This window comes from Reinekea forsetii (assembly GCF_002795845.1).
GTDB classification, from domain to species: Bacteria; Pseudomonadota; Gammaproteobacteria; order Pseudomonadales; family Natronospirillaceae; genus Reinekea; species Reinekea forsetii.
On the sequence record NZ_CP011797.1, the window covers coordinates 2669950 to 2690389 of the forward strand.

Sequence of the window (20440 nt, forward strand, 5' to 3'; positions counted from 1 at the left end):
CTATCTAGCGACCCTCAACAAGAGGCACGCCTTCCTATATAGACCTTATATCACAAAAAATGAGGTACGTGACTAAAAAAGTCCTTGCCCTGACGTACGTACCTCATATAAAGTAAATTCGAGTCAAAGGCGCAGCAAAGGAGTTGAGCCTGACTTTAAACCTTGTGAGGAAACATCTAATGAAAACAAAAAAAATGATGACGACAGTTGCAGCGGGCGCAATCCTTGTTGGTGGCTTATCCACGGCAACCGCAGCAGAAGAGTTAACCCTATGTTGGGCTGCTTGGGACCCAGCGAATGCGCTGATCGAACTAAGCAAAGACTTCGAAGCACAGTCCGGCCACACGATGAATTTTGAATTTGTGCCTTGGACGAGCTTCGCTGACCGTATGCTGAATGAGCTGAACTCAGGTGGCCAACTGTGCGATCTGATGATTGGCGATAGCCAATGGATTGGTGGCGGCGCGGAAAATGGCCACTATGTAAAACTGAACGACTTCTTTGATGCCAAAGGCATCGACATGAATGATTTCATCCCTGCGACTGTCACGGGCTACGCGGAATGGCCAAAAAATACACCTAACTATTATGCCATGCCTGCGTTCGGTGACGTCGTTGGCTGGACCTATCGAAAAGACTGGTTCGAGCGCCCCGAGATTCAAGCAGAGTTCCAAGACAAATATGGTCGCGCGCTTGACGTTCCCGCAACGTTAGCGGAGCTAAAAGATATTGCCCAGTTCTTCCAAGGTCGAGACATAGATGGTACCACCGTTTACGGTGCTGCCATCTATACTGAGCGAGGATCCGAGGGAATCACTATGGGTGTGACCAATGCCCTGTATAACTATGGCTTCCTCTATGAAAACCCTGCAAAGCCTTACGATCTAGAGGGTTTTGTAAATTCCGATGGCGCCGTTGCGGGTCTGGAATATTACAAAGAACTATATGATACTGGCACCCCCCCAGGATCGTCCAACTGGTACATGGGTGAAAACATCGATGCCTTCCGCTCTGGCCAGGTCGCGATGCAGATGAACTTTGCTTTCGTCTGGCCAGGTGTTGAGGCCGACGCTAATGTAGGTGGTGGCAAATCCGGTTACTTCCCGAACCCAGCAGGTCCGGCAGGTCAGTTCGCACAACTGGGCGGTCAGGGAATATCTGTGGTAGCTTATTCAGAGAAACAAGACGCTGCATTGGAATACCTCCAGTGGTTTGCCAAGCCTGAGGTTCAGTCGAATTGGTGGGAGCTAGGTGGCTATTCTGCTCTGCGCTCAGTGGTCGAAGATCCGAATTTCGCAACCAGCCAGCCCTATGCGCAGACCTTCCTAGACAGCATGGCGATCGTCAAGGACTTCTGGGCGGAGCCTGCCTATGCCGATCTCTTGATCGCGATGCAACAACGTTTGCATAACTACGTTATTGCCGGTCAAGGTACAGCCGAAGAAGCGCTTGACGGATTGACTCGTGATTGGACCGAAGTCTTTGAGGATGAAGGTAAACTCTAATCCACTCGGTCTGCTATCAGACCATTTTAAATACTGCCCTCTGGTGGGTCATTGGATCCGCTAGAGGGGCTATAGCATCAAACTGACACCCGCTGCAGATATTCTTCTGCGCATGTAGGAGTACCTTATATGAGCGTTCCCATTTTCAACCGGGCTGCCGCTGCGACGCCCGAAGGGATATCTCGCCGTCTAAAAGGGCTTTCCGATCGGACGATTGCTTGGATATTCGTAGCACCGACCATCTTTCTGCTGCTAGCAGTCAATATCTTCCCGCTGATCTGGACTATCCGACTCAGCTTCACCAATTTTCGCGTCAATAGACCCAATAATGATGTCGACTGGGTCGGTTTACGAAACTATAAACGAATTCTATCTGATCCTGATGTTTGGAACACAATGCAGGCCACGGCACATTTCCTGATGTGGACGATCACTTTGCAGGTGCTAATCGGATTTACATTGGCCTATCTGATTAACAAAAAGTTCAAAGGCAACGACCTGTGGACGACTGTTATTGTCTTCCCCATGATGCTGTCCCCTGCGGTCGTGGGCAACTTTTGGACCTTTCTCTATCAGCCTCAGATTGGCTTATTCAATTATGTGGTGTCCTTCTTTACCGGAGCCGATCCGGCGAGCTTTTCGATGATTGGTGATGTGAATTTGGCACCGTGGGCGATCGTCATTGCCGATACTTGGATGTGGACCCCCTTTGTGATGTTGATTTGTTTGGCCGGCTTGAGGTCGATACCCGACAGCATTTATGAAGCTGCCGAATGTGATCGTGCATCTAAGTGGCGCCAGTTTTGGACAATAACTATTCCGATGGCGCTGCCGTTTTTGATGTTGGCCGTCCTGTTCCGAGGTATAGAAAACTTTAAAATGTTTGATCTAGTGGTTCAACTAACGGGCGGAGGTCCGGGCGATATAACCACTCTAACCTCTATCGACCTCAAACGTGAAGCCTTCGAAAAATGGCGTACAGGCTATTCCTCAGCCTATGCCGTGATCCTCTTTGTCACCGTGTTCGGCCTCGCGTCGATCTATGTCAAAGCCTTAAATAAGGCGAAAGAACGATGAGTTTTTCAGCTATAGAACCAACCAATCGGACCAAGTGGTTCGCAGGCATTTTGGTGGTGAGCTATGCCATCATAACCTTAGTCCCCCTGCTGTGGATCATCGCTACGGGTTTTAAATCCCCAGCCGATTCAATTGCCTATCCACCCGTTGTGATGTTTGAGCCAACGCTGGAAGGTTACGTGAATTTGTTTACCGATCGCACCCGGGCAACCGATGGGATGCTCGAGGACGCAGGGCCACCCCTCACCTGGTACGACCAAATAACCAGAGATCGTGGCACAGTGATATTAGGCCCATCACGCTATGGTGAGCGATTCTTAAATTCGGTTATTATTGGCTTTGGATCCACAGCACTGTGCATGATCCTCGGCACGATGGCGGCCTATGCGTTCAGTCGCTTCAAGGTGCCGATGAAGGACGACCTATTGTTCTTTATTCTGTCCACACGCATGATGCCACCGATTGCCGTGGCGATCCCAATCTACTTGATGTATCGCAATCTCGGATTAAACGACACGCATATCGGGATGATTTTGCTTTATACGGCAGTGAACCTGTCCTTGTCGGTCTGGTTACTAAAAGGCTTCATCGACGAAATACCAATTGAATACGAAGAAGCAGCCCTGATCGATGGCTACACCCGGTTTCAGGCATTCTACAAAGTTGTTTTGCCGCAAGCGGCTACGGGTATTGCTTCGACTGCTATCTTCTGTTTGATCTATGCATGGAATGAATATGCCTTTGCGGTACTGCTAACCTCAGGCACGGCGCAAACCGCACCACCCTTTATACCAACGATTATGGGTACGAGCGGCAAAGATTGGCCTGCTGTGGCAGCCGGTGCCACTATATTTTTGGTCCCAGTCATGGTGTTCACCATCCTATTGCGCAAGCATCTTCTGCGCGGGATCACCTTTGGAGCGGTTCGCAAATGATGAACATAATCAATGGCTTACTACAGCTCCGTCGAGGCCCGTGGGAAATGGTTGCGACCACCCTCATTGTCCTGGGTGTTTTTATGTTGATGCAGCCCTTTGCGATTTGGCTCTACAGTTACTCATTCATTGTTACCCTAACTGGCACGGTGATGTTCATCGTCGTTAGCCATTTCTCGGAGTAAACCATGGCGCAAATTATAATTGAAAACGTCCGCAAAGATTTCGGGTCGTTTAACGCCGTCAAGTCCTCCTCCTTCACCGTTGAGGATGGCGAATTTTTCATGCTGCTGGGACCTTCCGGCTGCGGAAAGACAACGACGCTACGGATGATGGCGGGACTGGAATTGCCGACATCGGGTGAGATCTATATAGACGGCGAAGAAGTGGGTCAAAAGCCTGCGAGTCAGCGAGATATAGCCTTCGTGTTCCAGATGTTCGCACTTTATCCTCATATGAATGTGGGCAAAAACATTAGTTATCCTTTGTTGTCACAGGGCATGCCCAAGGCGCAAGTCAAAAAGAAGGTCCATGAAATTGCCGAGATACTTGGTATCACTGAGATATTAAACAAACCTGTTGGCAGCTTGTCAGGCGGCGACCGCCAGCGTGTGGCACTTGGCCGCGCAATCGTGCGAGATCCTAAGGCATTTTTTATGGATGAGCCGTTGGGTGCTTTGGATGCGGAGTTTCGCGAGCATATGTCTGAGGAGCTCCGCGCGCTGCATGATCGAATAGGGGCCACGACCGTCTATGTAACCCACGACCAGCTCGAGGCCATGCAGATGGGCGACAAGATTGTGGTTATGAACCATGGCTCGATCGAGCAGTTTGGGGTGCCGCAAGATATTTATGACTGGCCCGCCAGCAAGTTTGTTGCACAGTTTCTTGGCTCGCCGCCGATGAACTTACTCGAGTTTAATGGCATGGTCGATATCGGCGCTAAACAAGTCCGCATGGGCGATATCACAATGGATATTCCGCCTAGTTTAGAGGGTGCTAACGGCGCCTTGTCGTTCGGTATTCGACCAGAGCATGTCAAGCTTGATGACAGCGCTCGTTATCGCGGCCGTGTGAAGGCTGTTGAATACCTCGGCACAACTCAAATCGTCTTGCTGGACACACCCAATGGCGTGCTCAAGGCCCGGTTGCCGAGCTCAGATCCGGTCACTATAGGGGCAACAACGGGGATGATCTTTGATCCACGAACCATCACCCTGTTTGATTCTCAGACGGGCAAAGCGCTCCGCTCGCAGGCAAATCAAGGAGTGTTGACTCATGGCTGAAGTTATATTAACCGACGTATCTAAATCATTTGCGGCAGATGTGGCACTGGAAAATGTCTCGATGACGGTTCCAAATGGGTCATTCGTGGTGCTGCTCGGGCCAACAGGCGCCGGCAAAACAACAATACTGCGCATGGTGTCTGGACTGGACCAGCCTGACCAGGGTGCTATCAGCATCGGTGGGCGGGATACCGCGGGACTGACGCCCGCGCAGCGTGATGTGGCGATGGTCTTTCAGCAGTATTCTCTGTACCCCCACCTGACTGTCCGCCAGAACCTTGAGTTTCCCCTTAAGTCCCCAATTCTGCGCACCCCACAGGCCGAGATTGATCGTAAAGTGGGTGAGGTGGCCGAAATATTACAAATCAGTCACAAACTCGGAAATAAGGCCACAGCCCTTTCCGGTGGTGAGATGCAGCGGGTGTCTATTGGTCGAGCGCTGGTGCGGAACCCAGCAGTTTATTTGATGGACGAACCGCTAAGTTCTCTGGATGCAAAACTGCGCTCAGACCTGCGAATTGAAATTAAAAGCATACAAGCAGATTCCGGGGCGACCCTCCTCTACGTGACCCATGATCAGATCGAAGCTATGACTATGGCGACCCATGTAGGGGTTTTAGACAACGGCAAGCTGGTGCAATTTGGCAGCCCGCGCGAAATCTATGAGAACCCGGTCAGCATGTATGCTGCCAGCCGACTGGGTCAGCCTCGCATCAATCTGCTGCCAGCAGATGTATTTGCCGGCGCGCCACATTCTGCCACCCATATCGGCCTGCGGCCTGAGCAGATAGTGCAAGGCGAGGGTGAGGAGAGCTTGGTCCAACGGGTCGAGCATCTGGGTGATCAAACACGCCTGCATCTAATGTTCAGATCTCATAATCTAATCACCGTGACGAACTCACACACCACATTAAAACGCGGCGATGTTGTAAAAATTCGCCCTGACAAACCATTTTACTTCGACGCTAATGGCGCTCGTTTGGCTTAAGGAACAAGGGCTATGAAACAGTTTATTAACGCAAAAGAAAATATGGTAACCGAGGCCATCGATGGCGCGATCGCCTCCTCTGGCGGCGCCCTGACTCGACTGGATGGCTACCCACACTTACGTGTCGTCGTACGCGCAGACTGGGACAAGACCAAGGTTGCCTTGGTCTCTGGCGGGGGCTCCGGTCACGAACCGGCCCATGCTGGTTTCGTGGGCGCCGGCATGCTAACGGCAGCCGTCTGTGGGGATGTGTTTGCATCGCCATCGGTCGCTGCGGTGCTCGCAGGCATTCTTGCAGTTACCGGCCCGGCTGGGTGCTTATTGATCGTCAAAAACTACACTGGTGACCGATTAAATTTTGGCCTGGCAGCTGAGCGGGCTCGGGCCTTTGGCTATAAGGTCAGTATGGTCATTGTCGATGATGACGTCGCCCTTCCGGATTTACCACAGGCCCGCGGATTGGCCGGGACCCTGTTTGTCCATAAGATCGTCGGCGCCATGGCTGAAAACGGTGCCACTCTGGCAGCTTGCACATCGGCAGCACAGCGGGTCGTTAATGGTTGTCGCAGCATCGGCATGTCGTTGGATACTTGCACAGTACCCGGGTCGGTAAAAGAAGACCGTATTCCCGAAGACATGGCTGAATTGGGCCTTGGCATCCACGGCGAAGCAGGCGTGCAACAGGTATCTTGCTTAGGCGCACAAGACGCGGTGGCAAAGGTCGTTGATAAGTTGTCCGTGACCCTGCCCAATACACCCCATGTCGTGCTGGTCAATAATTTTGGCGGCACGTCGGTACTCGAAATGTCAATTCTGACTCATGATTTATTGTCTTCGCCCATCGGTGAGCAGGTTCAGTTAATTGTCGGCCCCGCCTCGATGATGACGGCGTTGGACATGCACGGGTTTTCGATATCGATGATGGAGCTGGCGGAAGGCGATGCGGCCTTGCTTGCCCAGCCGGTCAGCTGTGCCGGTTGGCCGGGCTGCCATAGGGTGCAGGCGCCTGCTCTGCTGCCGCTGCCGGATGGCTTGTCACCCATCCGCTCGCCTGCCTCGGCACACCCCCCAACCAAGGCCTTTTTGACTGGCTGCTGTGAGATTTTAATAGCTTCTGAAAACGATCTTAATGCCTTGGATGCTAAGTCGGGTGATGGCGACACGGGCTCGACACTGGCAGGGGCCGCTCGCGCTTTAATCGAGGCAATGGATACTCTACCCTTGGCCGACCATACCCAGTTGTATCGAGCGATTGGGTTAGAGTTAAGCCAGACCATGGGTGGCTCATCAGGGGTATTGCTGGCGATATTCTTTGCCGCGGCCGGTGATGCGTCTTCGTCTGGTTTACCGATGCGCGAAGCGCTGCAAGCAGGCCTGGATCGGATGCGCCAAATTGGTGGTGCGAATCCCGGCGATCGCACCATGGTGGATGCCTTAGTGCCCGCATTGGATGCCCTGTCCGATGGCTTGCGTCATGCTGCCAGCGCAGCACGCGCGGGGGCCGACTATACCGCGACGCTGAGCACGGCCAAGGCGGGTCGTTCTGCCTATGTCAATGCAGAACAGTTGATCGGCCACGTGGATCCCGGTGCGGAAGCGGTTGCGCGCTTGTTTGAGCACTTGGCGTCATAATGCCATTAGGGTGATGAGGCTTTGTTATTGGGTGTCAAACCAGTGGGTCGGTTGGGACCCACTGGTTTGGCCGGCATCGATTAGCGCCGGCTTCGCTGGGGGATATGGACAGCATGAAATGCTAGGTATCAAAGCGGTGCCTTATTTACAGCGCGCAATAACAGGTTAAGATAGACAATCGCTTGTCGTCAGAGAGACCCCTCGCATGAAACTGCACCAACCTAAGCCGATCAATTTCTATCCCGTGGAATACATCCAAGGCTCCCTACCGATGGGCGGTTTTGTCGATAACACGCCGATCTATGCGGTCGTCCCAAGTCCAGAACTTATAGCGCCAGCGCAATGGCTCAACAACACCAGTCGCCATACCATCACCTTGGCCGATAAGCTTGCTTTCACGATCGAAAACGTCCTATCCGATGCCGAGGCTGACGCCATTATTGCCTTGACAGAACAGTTGGGTTATCGCGATGAGGCCCCTGGCATTCAAACCCCGCCAGGTATGCGCATGAACAAGTCCGTGCATTGGTTGGCCGATGAGACTTTTTTGGCCACCCTCTTTGAGCGCCTGCGACCCCATCTGCCGCCGGCCTTAGACGGCGACACCTTGGCAGACAGGCTCAGTCAACGGATCAACATGTACAAATACGACCAAAACGACGTCTTTAATCGCCATATAGACGGTGACTGGCCGGGCTATGGCTTAAGCGCCGACCAACAGTCCATGGTGCAGTGGACGGGTATGTGCTCCAAACTGACCATGTTGCTGTACCTCCACGGGCCAGAAGATGGCGTTCAGGGTGGCCAGACCCACCTCTACCAAAATGATGGCAAACGGTTGTCGATCACCCCTAAAAAAGGTCGCGCTTTATTTTTTCGACACGGGCATGGCTCTAATTCGGTTTTGCATGAGGGCGCCAAGGTCTTGGGTAGCACCAGCAAATATGTCGCCCGGGTTAACATCCTCTACAACAGTCGATATTAACTTGCACCCTAGTAGCCGACGGCGTCAGTCTTGCACGGTCTCAAGGGCATAAACTTCGTGGCCGTGATCTAAGCTCCACTGCTTTAAGCAGTGCATAACCGGCTTCAAGGTTCGGCCCAGATCGGTCAAGCTGTAGCACACGGCGAAGGGTTTCAGGCTGAGGACTTCACGAACTACCAGACCGGCCTGTTCCAGTTCACGCAGCTGCTTGGTTAGAATGCGTTGCGTGACGCCCGGCATTTGCCGCTGCAACTCATTGAAGCGATAACACTTATCGAACAATAGGGTCAGAACGATACCCTTCCATTTGCCACGTATAATTTCGAGCGTATTTTCCACCATACAACCGAGATTACAGTCATAATCCTTGTGTTTCTTCATCGGAAATCCCTACCCTTAGGTTGCTCAAAATTTTTTTGAATAGAATTATTCCTGTCTTCGCCAGCATCAATAAATCATTTTGAATTACTAAACCAGCCGAATACTAAACTATTTTACATCAACCTCCCTCGTCATCAACCGCCTCACCCATCAAAATATATATAAACCGATTTATTTTAAGTCTAAAAATTACCTATCAAAAAAAACCATAATAAACCAAGAACAAAAAATCTTCTAAAGGGCACCTAAATGTAACCTCATATCAATTTTGTGCCTAATTTACATCCACAGACGCCACCCTATAATTAAAAACAAGCAGGCAGTTAATTGCACAAGACTTATCAATCAAGAGGAACGCCCTATGACAATTATTAGCTTGTACTTGTATCGACCGGCTAATAGTCCACTTTATTTTGACAACCAAGAACCACCCCCTACCCCACCATGGCGAATAGGACGGCTAACAACCTTAGGCTCTACAACGAAAATCGCCAACACAGATCAAACTAAACTGGGTAACTAAATACCGCCACTAGCACCACCCATCAACCATTAAATTTTTGTGTCATTTGCGCCCCGTAAACGACACTAGGATAGGGAATTTAACATGACACTTTTGCATACTATGTTACGGGTTCGGGATTTAACGAAAACACTGACATTTTTTCAGGCGCTCGGTATCACGCAAGTGCGGCGAATCGACGAAGCCAATGGTCGATTTACGTTGGTCTATCTAACCGACAAGGCGGGCACCTTCGAGATCGAACTCACGCACAACTGGGATCAAGATAAGGACTATCTCAATGGTGACAATTTTGGCCATATCGCTGTCGGCGTCGACAACATCTATGAAAGCTGCGAAACATTAATGGCTCTGGGTGCCACCCTGGCGCGACCGCCACGAGATGGGCGCATGGCCTTTATTAAAAGCCCCGATAACATTTCGATTGAACTGTTACAACAAGGGCCTATAACCGCACCAGGCAAACCCTGGAACGAAATGCCAAACATCGGCACCTGGTGAGCTATCTTCTGGAGAGACAGTAATGAATAAGAATGTAAAGATGATCGTAATGGATCTCGACGACACCCTGCTAAACGACGACCTGGTGATCAGTGACTATACCAAACAAGTGATCAGTAATGCCCAGCGTTCCGGCATCAAAATAGTGATCGCATCGGGTCGGCCAACGCCGGCCATTTTACCCTATGCCCAGGAACTTAGGCTGGCGGACTACAACGGCTATGTTATTTCCTACAATGGCGCGATCGCCCATCGCTGCGATACCAATGAAGAAATATTTCGTTGCACCCTTACCTGGGACAATATTGATCTGCTCACGTCGGTCTATAAGGAAAAATCCGCCTTTATCCACACCTATATCGACGATCGAGTGGTTACCCCCGAACACAACCCCCACACTGATTTCGAGGGCCAATTAACGGGCATGCCGGTGGTCAAGGTGGACGATTTCCGCGCACAGATACAACAAGAAGTAGTCAAGATTCTGTTGTTAGAAGAACCAACACGGTTGAAGCAAATTGAGGTTGAGCTGCGGCCTTTAATCGGCGACACCATGAGCATGAATATCTCTAAGCCGTTCTTCCTTGAGTTCACCAACAAGCGGGTCGACAAGAGTAAGACAATCGATTTCCTTTGTGGGTTGGAGAACATTAATAAGCAGGATGTCATGGCGATAGGCGACAGCTACAACGACATCACCATGATTCGGGACTGCGGTTTGGGCGTGGCGATGCTCAATGGCCCGATGGATGTCAAAAAATATGCCGCACACATTACCCATTGCAACAACACAGACGGCGTAGCCACCGCCATCAATCGCTTTGCGCTAGCGGTCTAGTCGCTATTCCCAGGGAGCCACACAATGATTAAACGCACCAATGATTTTAACATCAATATCCGCACTAACCTGAAGGCCGGTGTCGGCGACATCCATATAACCGAATTTATTGATAGAGAAGAGATGATCAATTGTCGACTCCTGTGCGAACAGGTTGTGCCCGTTGGCGGTAGTATCGGTCAGCATATCCACAAGTACGAAACCGAATTCTATTTGATCCGCAAGGGCTTGGGCAAGGTTATCGAGCAGGACGGCAGCCATGAGGTGGGCCCGGGCGATGTGGTGATAACGGGCCACGGTGAAATGCACAGCATTGAAAATATTGGCGCGGAAGATTTAGTCATGACCGCCATTATCGTTACCCATTAGAGCGCAGCGGCGGGTCCCATCCTTAGGGGCCGTTTGGACTCGCCTTCGCCAGACCTTTTCGCTAGCAAGCAAAAAATAACCAGGACAAATCCCATGACGGCAAATCCCCTCACCTACGCAACCGAAAAACAAAAGATGCTCGCCAATCAGTTTTATAAACATCTCGATGCCGAACTCACTCAAGAACGCGATCGGGCCGCGGAACTAACCTATGATTTTAATCAGACTCGCGCTATTGAAAACGACCATCGTCGTGAAATACTCACACAATTGCTCGGCGCCCAGGGTGAGAACTGTGAAATAAAGCCGCCCTTCCGCTGCGATTACGGTTACAACATCGAACTGGGTCACAGGGTTTTTGTGAATTACGGCTGCATCATTTTAGACTGCAACCGAGTAGTTATTGGCGATGATACGCTGCTCGCGCCGGGTGTGCAGATCTCCGCCGCCTACCATCCCACCGACTATGAGCCTAGACGGGAAAAGCTGGAGTCGGCCGCGCCAGTCTTTATTGGTAAAAATGTCTGGATCGGGGCCGGTGCCATCATCTGCCCGGGGGTCAGCATTGGCGATAACACCACCATTGGTGCCGGCAGCGTGGTCACCAAAGATATTCCCGCTAAGGTCTTAGCGGTTGGCAACCCATGCCGGGTGATCCGCCAACTGGCATCCGAACCACCCCGGTAAATTCGTCAACAAACTAATAGGCCAAGCACCGTGACACATTTTAGCGAACTGAGCGAATATAAAGAAATCAAGCAAACCACCATCACCCGGAACGGGCCCAATAACAGCCAAACCGAAGTGACGCGAGAAGTCACCGAACGGCGGGTCGAACGCACCGACAGAACCGGCTCTGGCGCCAAGGCGCTGCTCCAAACAAATGAACAACCCGGCCATGCCTTTATTCGCGGCGTAAGCCATATCAATATAGGGGTCACCGATCTGCCCCTGGCGATTGATTATTACCAGCGGCTGTTCAATGTTACCCCGGTGCGAATATTTGAGCAGTTCCGTAACATCGGTTTTGCCCAAGCCGCGGGGTTTTTGGATCAGCCAGAACAGGTGTCGGTGAGCATCGCCTTTGTGGAGATTCCTGGTACCGGGCTAACCTTGGAGTTGATGCAATATCACAACCCGCCGGCGCAAAAAGTTGTCCGCGCCTATAAGGTCAATGCCGTTGGCGGTGTGCGCCATATAGCGCTCAAGGTGGTCGATATCGATCTGGCCTTCGCGCATGTAAAGAGCCTACCGGAAAACCAGCTAATTAATGCCTCACCGGAATACAAACCGTTCAAGATTGATCCGATTCAGGCCAGTGAATTCCGCCTATACGATCCAGATTTGGAGGCCGACAAGGCCGAGAAAGACCAGGTTTGCCGGATTGTCGGCAACATCCGTTACTTCTATTTTATCGACCCCCATGGCGTGCAATGGGAATTTGAACAGGGCCACGCCGGCATAGGAACAGACACAGGTCCAGAACCAGAACCAGAACCAGACATAGACGCACAGAACGGCGAATAGTGTCACCAGGGCTCAAACTGAACTCAGAGCATGACCGCAGGCGGTTTAAGGCGATTGAGTCAACCGCCATCAATGCGCTGTAGGGCTCGGGCCTAAAGCCGTGGTGCCGAAAACGCCCTAAAGTACGAATTTAGCTCCCACTGTGCGAAATTATTCGCCAGCTTTGGCGCCAAAGCAGCGTACACTTGCCGACCCCCTTATTCAGTGAGCTCGATTGTGTTGCGAAGTTACCTTAATCTCTCCAAACAATATTGGCCGATGCTCAGTTTCGGTCTTATCGCAGTCTTTTGGGGCAACTTTGGCCAGTCTTTTTTTCTGAGCTGGTATGGCGCATCGATTCAGCAGCAACTGGGACTGTCGGCCACCGCCTATGGTTCAGCCTATTCCAGTGCCACCCTGGTCAGCGGCCTATGCATCATGGCCATGGGTGGTCTGATCGACCGCATCCGCCTACAGACCTTTGTGCTCATAGTCGGGGCGGGCCTCTGTGCCGGGGCACTCTTGATGTGGCAGGTGTCCAGCCTACCGATGCTGATCGTGGCCTTCTTTATGTTGCGCTTTTTTGGTCAAGGCCTGTTGCCCCATACGTCAGCGACTACCATGGGGCGCTATTTCGGCCGCAATCGCGGCAAGGCGATGAGCATCGCCAACACCAGTGTCGCACTCGGTGAGATGACCCTACCGGCTCTTACGGTCTGGTTGATCGCTCTGCTCGGCTGGCAATCGATCTGGCTGCTGATCGCCGCTACCGTGCCGTTGGTATTCTTGCCACTAACATTCTGGTTGTTGCGCCGCGCGGGTCCGCCAGAAATTGCCGCGCCAACGGTCGATACCGGTGACACCCCAGCCCGAGTGGACGGGTCGCGCCGCACCCTATTGCGGGACGGTCGCTTTTGGCGCGTACTGCCACTGGTATTGGCGCCGCCCTTTATCGTTACCGGTGTCTTCATCCACCAGGGATCGATCTTGGCGCAAAAGCACTGGAGTCCAGCCCTGTTTGCGCTTGGTTTTGTCCTCTATGGCGCCGCTCACTGGGGCACATCGATCGTCACCGGCGCACTGGTCGATCGCTACAGCGCCACCCGAGTGGTGCGCTTTATGGGGGTACCCTATATCGTCGGCCTGATCGCCGCCGGCCTGTTTGAAGGCAACGGCCTGGCTTTTGTGCTCATGGCCTCGATGGGCATCGGTATGGGCATGATGGGCCCGATCGTCGGCTCTATTTGGCCGGAGATATACGGCACTCGTAATCTGGGCAGCATCCGTTCGCTGATCACCTCGGTCGGCGTTCTCAGCACCGCCGCATCACCGATCCTGTTGGGCTGGTTAATCGACAGCGGCTATTCAATCAATAATCTATTGTTGAGTCTGGGGGCCTATGCCCTGCTAGCAAGTGTGTTGAGTCTTTATGCTTATCGACCGGCGGCGGTGAGACCCAACTAATAGAATAGATCGCCAGATAAATCCATCACTGGCTATTTCAATGCCAGCTAGGTACTTTTTTGGGTCTGTCTTGGCTTTGGGTCTGTCTTGGCTTTGCATCAGCGCTGCTTGCAATGGCTTCTTATAAATCGTACTCTGTCGACAGTTGACAGAGATAACACTGGTTGAGTAAATGCCTCAGACCCTTTTTGATGAAAAAATCAATGACCTAAGAACCCAGTCGCTGGGTACCATCATTGAGCACAGATTAGAGCATATGATTCTCGACGGTGAAATTCAGCCGGGCGAGCGCATTAATGAGAGCAGCCTAGCGCAATCGTTCGGCGTGAGCCGAGCACCGATTAGAGAGGCTTGCCGCAAACTGGCGCAGTATGGTCTGGTCGAGAACCGGGTTGGCAAAGGATCCTTTGTTTGCCAGGTCGACCTCAGCGTGGTCATTGAATTGTATGAGATTCGCGGCATGTTAGATGCCTATGCGGTTGAACAGGTCTGTTTAAAAGCCGACCAGGCTATGATAGACACCCTGGCCGGTCGTATAGAGGATATGAGGATTCTGGCCAAGCGAGATACGGCAGCGGAATATCTGCTCGCCAACTTAGCGTTTCATATGCTCATCGTTGAATACGCCTGCAATAAGTCTTTGGTGGATATCTATCGAGGGGTTTTTAAGAAGCTCACCCTGTTTCGCAACGAGACCTTATCGGTAGCGGACAGGCGACAGATCTCCATGGGTCAGCACGAACAGATTTTTCAGGCCATTTCGGATCGTGACGCTCAAGAGGCTTCTCGATTGGCTAGAAATCACGTTGAAGAAGCAAAAAATGTATTATTGGAACGTCATAAGTAATTAACCCTATTCAAAAGCCGGCAGCATCGAGGTGCCGGTTTTTTTTCGATCCATTTAATCTGTCGACAGTGGACAGATGACAGAATTTACCTAAGAGCATTGCGATTATGGCTATACAACAAAACCCCTTTGCGGAAGTACCGGCGCACAGCACCATCACAGAAGCCGCTGCGGCCTTTATTGAGTCGGTCACCTTCGAGCAGATCCCGGACGACGCGCTCAACATTGGCACCCGCTGCCTAATGGATGGTTTAGGTCTATATGTCGCCGGGTCCAATCATGAAACGGCGACCATCCTCGCACAGATGGCTCTGGATCAAGGTGGCCGCGCAGACGCACTGCTGCTCGGCGCAGATGGCGTGAAGGTGCCATCGCCTATTGCGGCGAGAGTATTGGGTACCGCAGGGCACGCCCACGACTGGGATGACTCTCAGGTCAGCGTAGACCCAGACCATGTCTACGGCTTACTCACCCACCCAACCATTCCGCCGCTGACGGCCGCTCTGGTGATGGCACAGCAGCTCGGCCCGGTGACTGGCAAAGACTTTATGTTGGCCTTCCTGACCGGATTTGAAGTTGAAAGTAAAATATCGGAGTGGATGTATTCGCAACACTATAAGCGCGGCTTTCACTCCAGTGGCACGGTGGGCACCTTCGGCGCCTATGCTGCTGCGGCCAAGCTGCTGAAGTTAAACGGCGATCAGTTGCGCCATGGTTTTGGCTTGGCGGCGAGTTTTGCGGCCGGCATTCGCTGTAACTTCGGCACCATGACTAAGCCCCTACACGTTGGCCGTGCTTCCGAAAATGGCGTCACCGCCGCGTTGATGGCCGCAAAAGGCTTCACCGCCGATAAGCACGCCTTGGACGGTCCGTGGGGCTTCTTTGCGGTACACGGTGGCGGCCTAACCACCCACAAGACCACCGTCGAGAACTTCGGCCAACCTTGGACCATCGTCAGTCCTGGGGTCAGCATCAAGCCTTACCCCTGTGGTGTTTTAACCCACCCGACGATCGACCTGATGATTAAGCTGGTCGTCGAGCACGATATTCAACCGGACGACATTGAGTCGGTAATCATTCGCGCCGGTTCCAACATCTTGAATCCCATTCGATACCCCGTCGCCAGCAACCACCTTGAAGCCAAATTTTCATTACAGGCAGTGCTGTCGATGGTCGCCTTAACGAGGCAGGCCGGTAAATTGGAATTTGAAGACGATTTCGTACAAAGCGCTGCCATGCAAGCCATGCAACGTCGAATGAAAACCCAGTTCGATCCAGAAATTGAAGCGAAGGGCTTTGACAAGATGCGCTCCTCAATTGAGATCGTACTGAACAACGGGTCAACCTTTGGCGGTGACGCAGATGAACGCTACCGCGGCGGACCAGAGTTCCCACTCACAGACAATGAAGTAAAAGATAAGGTTAGGGCCTGCTCTAAAGGCACCCTGACGCCGAGCAACATTGAAGCGCTAATTGACAGCGCGGCAACTATCTTAGACCAAGACGATGTAAGTCTGCTCGCAAGGCTTATCCAGGCAGGTTAAACAGATAGAACATAGAAGTGTACAAATACAACTTCAATCTAGGCACAAAAACAACAAAAGAGAGAGGAAAAAGCATGAAATTGAAATCAATAATCACCGCAGGTTTTTTATCCGCAGGTATTTTGTTTGCCGCACCGGCATGGGCCGAATACCCTGAAAAGCCAATCACCTTGGTGTGCTGGTCCAGTGCTGGATCGGGTCACGACCTGATGGCACGAATGATTGCCAAAGTTGGTGAAAAATACATCGGTCAGCCAATGGTCGTGTTAAACAAATCCGGCGGTTCTGGTAAGGTCGCGATGTCTTATGTCCTGAATCAAAAGACTGACGGCTATGTTGTTATGACCAACACTCGCAGCATGACCACGTCATTACGCGGTGCTTCAGCAGGCCTCAGTGCAGACGATTTCAAATTCGTCAGCCGTGTGGTACGCGATCCGTTCCTGATCACCGTCGCCCAGGACAGCCCGTTTAATGATATAGGCGATCTAGTGGCCTATGCTAAGAAGAATCCTGGCGTCTTGACAGTGGGCGGTTATGAAACCAAGTCCGTTGACGAAAGCCTGATTCAAGATCTTGAAGCAGCAGCCGGCATCGATCTGAACTACATTCCTTATAAGGGTGGCAAAGAGCCAGTGGTAGCCGTCTTAGGTGGCCATATCGAGGTTGCGATCGCTAACCCAAGTGAAATGATGACCAACTTTAAAGCGGGTTCATTAAAAGTTCTTGCTTTGGCCAGTGACTCACGCTTTGCGCCGTTTGAATCGGTACAAACTTTGAGTGAGCAGGGTTATGAAGTTGTCACAGAACATTGGCGTGGCGTTATGGCGGCCGGAAACGTGCCTGATAATGTTGTCGCGACATTAAACGACATGTTAGCTAAGGTCGTTGTTGATCCAGAGTTTGTCACATTCATGGAAAATGCCAACATGTACAATGGTTACATGGAATCTGAGAAATTTACCGGATTGGTTAAGAAACAGTCTACGATGTAGTAGAAAAATTGGGGGCAAATATTTGCCCCCAATTATTAAGGAAACCGCAATGCCTAATTCAGTTATAAATTTGACTGCCGATCGTTACTTTTCGGCAATCCTCGCACTCTTAGCGGCCATTTTTTTTGTCGTGATTGGTGGCAAGGCGGATCCTGGGTCGGCGGGCAATCTATCGGCCTCAACCTATCCACGAATTATCCTGTCCGTTATTATCTTAATTTCAATTTACCTAGCCTTTAAACCGACTAATGCCCATGCCAGCAAGGCAAAATTATCGTTACCCGGAATTGTCAGCATTCTATTAATGGCCATTTATATTGCGTTATTAGAGCCTATTGGCTTCTTTATTCTGACGCCCATCTTACTTATTTTACTACCTCTTTTAGCAGGATTTAGATCCTACCGTTGGATACTGATCAGTGTGTTATGTGTAACCCTGACCATCTACGGCGTCTTTGTTCTGGTTTTAAACATACCGTTGCCACCGGGTCTCTTGGGAGATTAATGCATGATAGATAATATTTTACTCGGTTTTTCAGCTATCTGGTCCGTTCCGGCTATTTTTGCCATTATCATGGGCGTCCTAGTGGGCATTTTATGCGGTGTTCTGCCCGGTTTGAGCGCCTCCACGGCCGTTGCGCTGATGGTGCCCTTTACCTTTGGCATGGACCCCTTAGTGGCAATTCTATTACTGGTGTCGGTTTATTTAGCCGGCGAATACGGCGGTTCCATTACCGCTATTGCCATTGGTACGCCCGGCACGCCAGCCGCTGCCGCGACTATCTTAGACGGCTATGAACTGACCAAACAGGGTAAGCCGGGCTTGGCCCTAACCACCTCGGTGGTGGCCTCCAGCATCGGTGGCGTTATTGGCGCGTTGGTTCTGTTTGCTTTTTCCGAACCCTTGGCTAAAGTCGCGCTATCGTTTGGCGCTCCGGAATATTTTGGTTTGGCCGTCTTCGGTTTAGCCATTATTGCAAGCTTGGCCAGTGAAAATCTGATGAAGGGCTTCCTGGTATTGTTTATCGGCTTGGCCTTAAAAACCATTGGCCTGGACACCTACACCGGCGAAGAACGCTTTACCTTTGGCATAGCGAAACTGATGGATGGTCTGGGCTTTATCCCCGCGCTTATCGGTCTGTTTGCGATGGCCTCTGTTTTTACCGGGCTCGAGAAAGAGATGGGCAACGTGAAAAAAATCGTCCTATCTTATGCCATGCCGTCAGTTCGAAAACTGGCCAGCATGTGGAAAGTCTACCTGCACAGTTCGTTGCTTGGTGCGGTGATTGGTGTGTTACCCGGCGCCGGTGCCACCGTTGCCTCGTTTATTTGCTATAACGAGGTGAAACGCTTCGCTAAGAATAAAGACGAGTTCGGTAAAGGCGCGTTAGAAGGTGTAGCGGCACCAGAGGCCGGCAACAATGCGGTCGTGGGCGGCTCGTTGGTACCGCTTTTGACCCTCGGAATACCCGGATCGGCCACGGCTGCCGTCTTGGTGGGCGCATTGATGTTGCACAACATTCAACCCGGCCCGCTATTGTTTCAGACCAACGGCGACATAGTGTATGGCATATTTGCCGGCCTCATTGTGGCCTGTGTTGCGCAGCTGGTGTTTGGCCTAATCGGCGTACCGCTGTGGGTTAAGGTTATCTCTGCCCCCAAGCCACTGTTATTATCCGTGATCGCGACCATCTCGGTGATCGGTTCCTACGGGTACAATAATAATATTATCGATGTTTGGGTGATGTTCGGTTTCGGCATCTTTGCCTATATTCTGAAGAAGTTTGACTATCCCATTACCCCACTAGTACTGGCGCTGGTGTTGGGCGGTTTGCTTGAAGAAAACTTTCGCAGAGCGTTGATTATCTCACGCGGTGATTATTGGATTTTTCTCAACCACCCAATAAGCTTAGGTTTACTGACGGCCGCTGTTTTATCTCTATTTAGCCCTCTGGTATTGAACCACTTTGCTCACCGGAAGGAAAAAAGTGCCAAGGATACGGTAACAGACTAAGGCATTGGCCTGAGTCTAAATAATGGAAATGTATTTATGATTCATTGTGTTATTCCAGATGACTACCAATACGCTACACGGGAATTCAATTTCCTCAACAGTAACGCACAGATACAGACCCAGAGTTTGGGTGACCTGACAACGGATCCTGAAACAGATGAGGCGTTGGCGAGCGCGGATGTGCTGTTGCTGATCAGGGAGCGCACCCTTATTGACGAGGCGTTCCTTGAGCGCACGCCCAAGCTAAGGCTGATCAGCCAAACGGGTAAGATTTCCAGAAATATCGACTTAGACGCCTGCGCAAAACGGGGCATCAGCGTTGTCGATGGCTTTGGCGATCCGATCGCCCCAGCTGAGTGGGCCTGGCTATTGATCATGGCGGCACGGCGCCAGTTTGTCGCTGCGGTAAACGGCATGGCTCAGGGTCAATGGCAAACCAATATTGGCCGTTCTATGGCCTCGCAAACCTTAGGCATTCTGGGCTTTGGTAAGACCGGCAAGCAAATGCTGCGCTATGCCACGGCCTTCGATATGAAGGTGCAAATTTGGGGCAGCGAGCGGGCGCAGGACGAAGCGAGATCCTTAGGTCTGTCAGTGCCTGACAGTCGCGAGCAGTTTTTTGCCAGCTCTGACATCGTCACCGTTCATCAGCGTTTGGTGCCCGAGACGGATCAGAACATTCGTTTCGAGGATCTATCGGCTATGCATGCAGACGCCGTTTTCTGCAACACCAGCAGGGCCGAACTGGTTGAGGAAGATGCTCTGGTGCGCGCGTTAAACCTGGGCAAGCCCGGCTGGGCGGCTATCGATGTCTACGAGCAAGAGCCCATTTATGATGTGCTGCACCCGTTACTGAAGTTGCCCAATGTCCTGTGTTCACCGCATATGGGCTATGTTGAAACGAACAGTTACAACCTGTATCTGCAAACCGCTTTTAACAATATAGTGACCTTTTTTGATCTGACGGCCAAGCCTGATAACTAAGCTTCTCGGGGGCCAAAAGCCCCATTGTGGCGCTAATAGAGCGCCTTCTTAGACAACCACCGCGGC

21 protein-coding genes are annotated in these 20440 nt (G+C 51.5%); 20 read left to right on the top strand and 1 reads right to left on the bottom strand.

The genetic code is table 11. The annotated features are described in order from the left end of the window. Positions 1 to 179: 179 nt before the first annotated feature. From REIFOR_RS12230 to REIFOR_RS12265, 8 genes are all read left to right on the top strand, one after another. Positions 180 to 1505 carry an ABC transporter substrate-binding protein gene (locus REIFOR_RS12230; protein WP_100257830.1) on the top strand — a complete coding sequence of 442 codons (1326 nt, stop codon included), beginning with the start codon at positions 180 to 182 and terminating at the stop codon, positions 1503 to 1505. 129 nt (positions 1506 to 1634) lie between these two features. Continuing rightward, the gene (locus REIFOR_RS12235) at positions 1635 to 2582 is read left to right on the top strand and encodes a carbohydrate ABC transporter permease (protein WP_100257831.1); all 948 of its coding nucleotides are present in this window, start codon (positions 1635 to 1637) and stop codon (positions 2580 to 2582) included. Then, positions 2579 to 3517, top strand: a complete 939-nt coding sequence (locus REIFOR_RS12240; RefSeq protein WP_100257832.1) for a carbohydrate ABC transporter permease — start codon at positions 2579 to 2581, stop codon at positions 3515 to 3517. The genes REIFOR_RS12235 and REIFOR_RS12240 overlap by 4 nt, the downstream gene beginning before the upstream one ends. Further along, positions 3514 to 3702 carry a hypothetical protein gene (locus REIFOR_RS12245; RefSeq protein WP_100257833.1) on the top strand — a complete coding sequence of 63 codons (189 nt, stop codon included), beginning with the start codon at positions 3514 to 3516 and terminating at the stop codon, positions 3700 to 3702. Before REIFOR_RS12240 ends, REIFOR_RS12245 begins: the two co-directional genes overlap by 4 nt. A gap of 3 nt (positions 3703 to 3705) precedes the next feature. Then, positions 3706 to 4803, top strand: coding sequence for an ABC transporter ATP-binding protein (locus tag REIFOR_RS12250; RefSeq protein WP_100257834.1), 1098 nt, complete (start codon positions 3706 to 3708; stop codon positions 4801 to 4803). Further along, positions 4796 to 5791: an ABC transporter ATP-binding protein gene (locus REIFOR_RS12255; protein ID WP_100257835.1), complete on the top strand. Its 996-nt coding sequence runs from the start codon at positions 4796 to 4798 to the stop codon at positions 5789 to 5791. Before REIFOR_RS12250 ends, REIFOR_RS12255 begins: the two co-directional genes overlap by 8 nt. A 12-nt stretch (positions 5792 to 5803) precedes the next feature. Beyond that, positions 5804 to 7423: a dihydroxyacetone kinase subunit DhaK gene (locus tag REIFOR_RS12260; protein WP_100257836.1), complete on the top strand. Its 1620-nt coding sequence runs from the start codon at positions 5804 to 5806 to the stop codon at positions 7421 to 7423. Positions 7424 to 7628: 205 nt separating this feature from the next. After that, positions 7629 to 8408 carry a 2OG-Fe(II) oxygenase gene (locus REIFOR_RS12265; protein WP_100257837.1) on the top strand — a complete coding sequence of 260 codons (780 nt, stop codon included), beginning with the start codon at positions 7629 to 7631 and terminating at the stop codon, positions 8406 to 8408. 24 nt (positions 8409 to 8432) lie between these two features. Here REIFOR_RS12265 and REIFOR_RS12270 read toward each other — a convergent pair whose 3' ends face one another. Then, positions 8433 to 8789, bottom strand: coding sequence for a winged helix-turn-helix transcriptional regulator (locus REIFOR_RS12270; RefSeq protein ID WP_100257838.1), 357 nt, complete (start codon positions 8787 to 8789; stop codon positions 8433 to 8435). Positions 8790 to 9396: 607 nt separating this feature from the next. On the opposite strand from REIFOR_RS12270, the gene REIFOR_RS12275 reads away from it, so the two are divergent. The 12 genes from REIFOR_RS12275 to REIFOR_RS12330 all read left to right on the top strand — a co-directional run bounded on the left by REIFOR_RS12275 (position 9397) and on the right by REIFOR_RS12330 (position 20374). Continuing rightward, complete coding sequence (locus tag REIFOR_RS12275; RefSeq protein ID WP_100257839.1) at positions 9397 to 9813, top strand: VOC family protein; 417 nt, start codon at positions 9397 to 9399, stop codon at positions 9811 to 9813. A 22-nt stretch (positions 9814 to 9835) separates the two neighbouring features. Then, on the top strand, positions 9836 to 10651 hold the full coding sequence (locus tag REIFOR_RS12280; protein ID WP_100257840.1) for a Cof-type HAD-IIB family hydrolase: 816 nt from the start codon (positions 9836 to 9838) through the stop codon (positions 10649 to 10651). A gap of 24 nt (positions 10652 to 10675) precedes the next feature. After that, the gene (locus tag REIFOR_RS12285) at positions 10676 to 11020 is read left to right on the top strand and encodes a cupin domain-containing protein (RefSeq protein WP_100257841.1); all 345 of its coding nucleotides are present in this window, start codon (positions 10676 to 10678) and stop codon (positions 11018 to 11020) included. Between the two features lie 93 nt (positions 11021 to 11113). Beyond that, on the top strand, positions 11114 to 11707 hold the full coding sequence (locus REIFOR_RS12290; protein WP_100257842.1) for a sugar O-acetyltransferase: 594 nt from the start codon (positions 11114 to 11116) through the stop codon (positions 11705 to 11707). Between the two features lie 30 nt (positions 11708 to 11737). After that, positions 11738 to 12547 (top strand): VOC family protein, encoded by an 810-nt coding sequence (locus tag REIFOR_RS12295; RefSeq protein WP_227003680.1) that lies wholly within the window; start codon positions 11738 to 11740, stop codon positions 12545 to 12547. A gap of 216 nt (positions 12548 to 12763) precedes the next feature. Continuing rightward, positions 12764 to 13990 carry an MFS transporter gene (locus REIFOR_RS12300; protein WP_100258776.1) on the top strand — a complete coding sequence of 409 codons (1227 nt, stop codon included), beginning with the start codon at positions 12764 to 12766 and terminating at the stop codon, positions 13988 to 13990. A gap of 172 nt (positions 13991 to 14162) precedes the next feature. Further along, the gene (locus REIFOR_RS12305; protein WP_100257843.1) at positions 14163 to 14837 is read left to right on the top strand and encodes a GntR family transcriptional regulator; all 675 of its coding nucleotides are present in this window, start codon (positions 14163 to 14165) and stop codon (positions 14835 to 14837) included. Between the two features lie 107 nt (positions 14838 to 14944). Beyond that, positions 14945 to 16381 (top strand): MmgE/PrpD family protein, encoded by a 1437-nt coding sequence (locus REIFOR_RS12310; protein ID WP_100257844.1) that lies wholly within the window; start codon positions 14945 to 14947, stop codon positions 16379 to 16381. Positions 16382 to 16455: 74 nt separating this feature from the next. Next, on the top strand, positions 16456 to 17376 hold the full coding sequence (locus tag REIFOR_RS12315; protein WP_100257845.1) for a tripartite tricarboxylate transporter substrate binding protein: 921 nt from the start codon (positions 16456 to 16458) through the stop codon (positions 17374 to 17376). Between the two features lie 49 nt (positions 17377 to 17425). Beyond that, complete coding sequence (locus REIFOR_RS12320; protein ID WP_158524376.1) at positions 17426 to 17881, top strand: tripartite tricarboxylate transporter TctB family protein; 456 nt, start codon at positions 17426 to 17428, stop codon at positions 17879 to 17881. Between the two features lie 3 nt (positions 17882 to 17884). Next, positions 17885 to 19390 carry a tripartite tricarboxylate transporter permease gene (locus REIFOR_RS12325; RefSeq protein ID WP_100257847.1) on the top strand — a complete coding sequence of 502 codons (1506 nt, stop codon included), beginning with the start codon at positions 17885 to 17887 and terminating at the stop codon, positions 19388 to 19390. Positions 19391 to 19426: 36 nt separating this feature from the next. Further along, positions 19427 to 20374 (top strand): D-2-hydroxyacid dehydrogenase family protein, encoded by a 948-nt coding sequence (locus REIFOR_RS12330; protein WP_100257848.1) that lies wholly within the window; start codon positions 19427 to 19429, stop codon positions 20372 to 20374. Positions 20375 to 20440 lie beyond the last annotated feature (66 nt).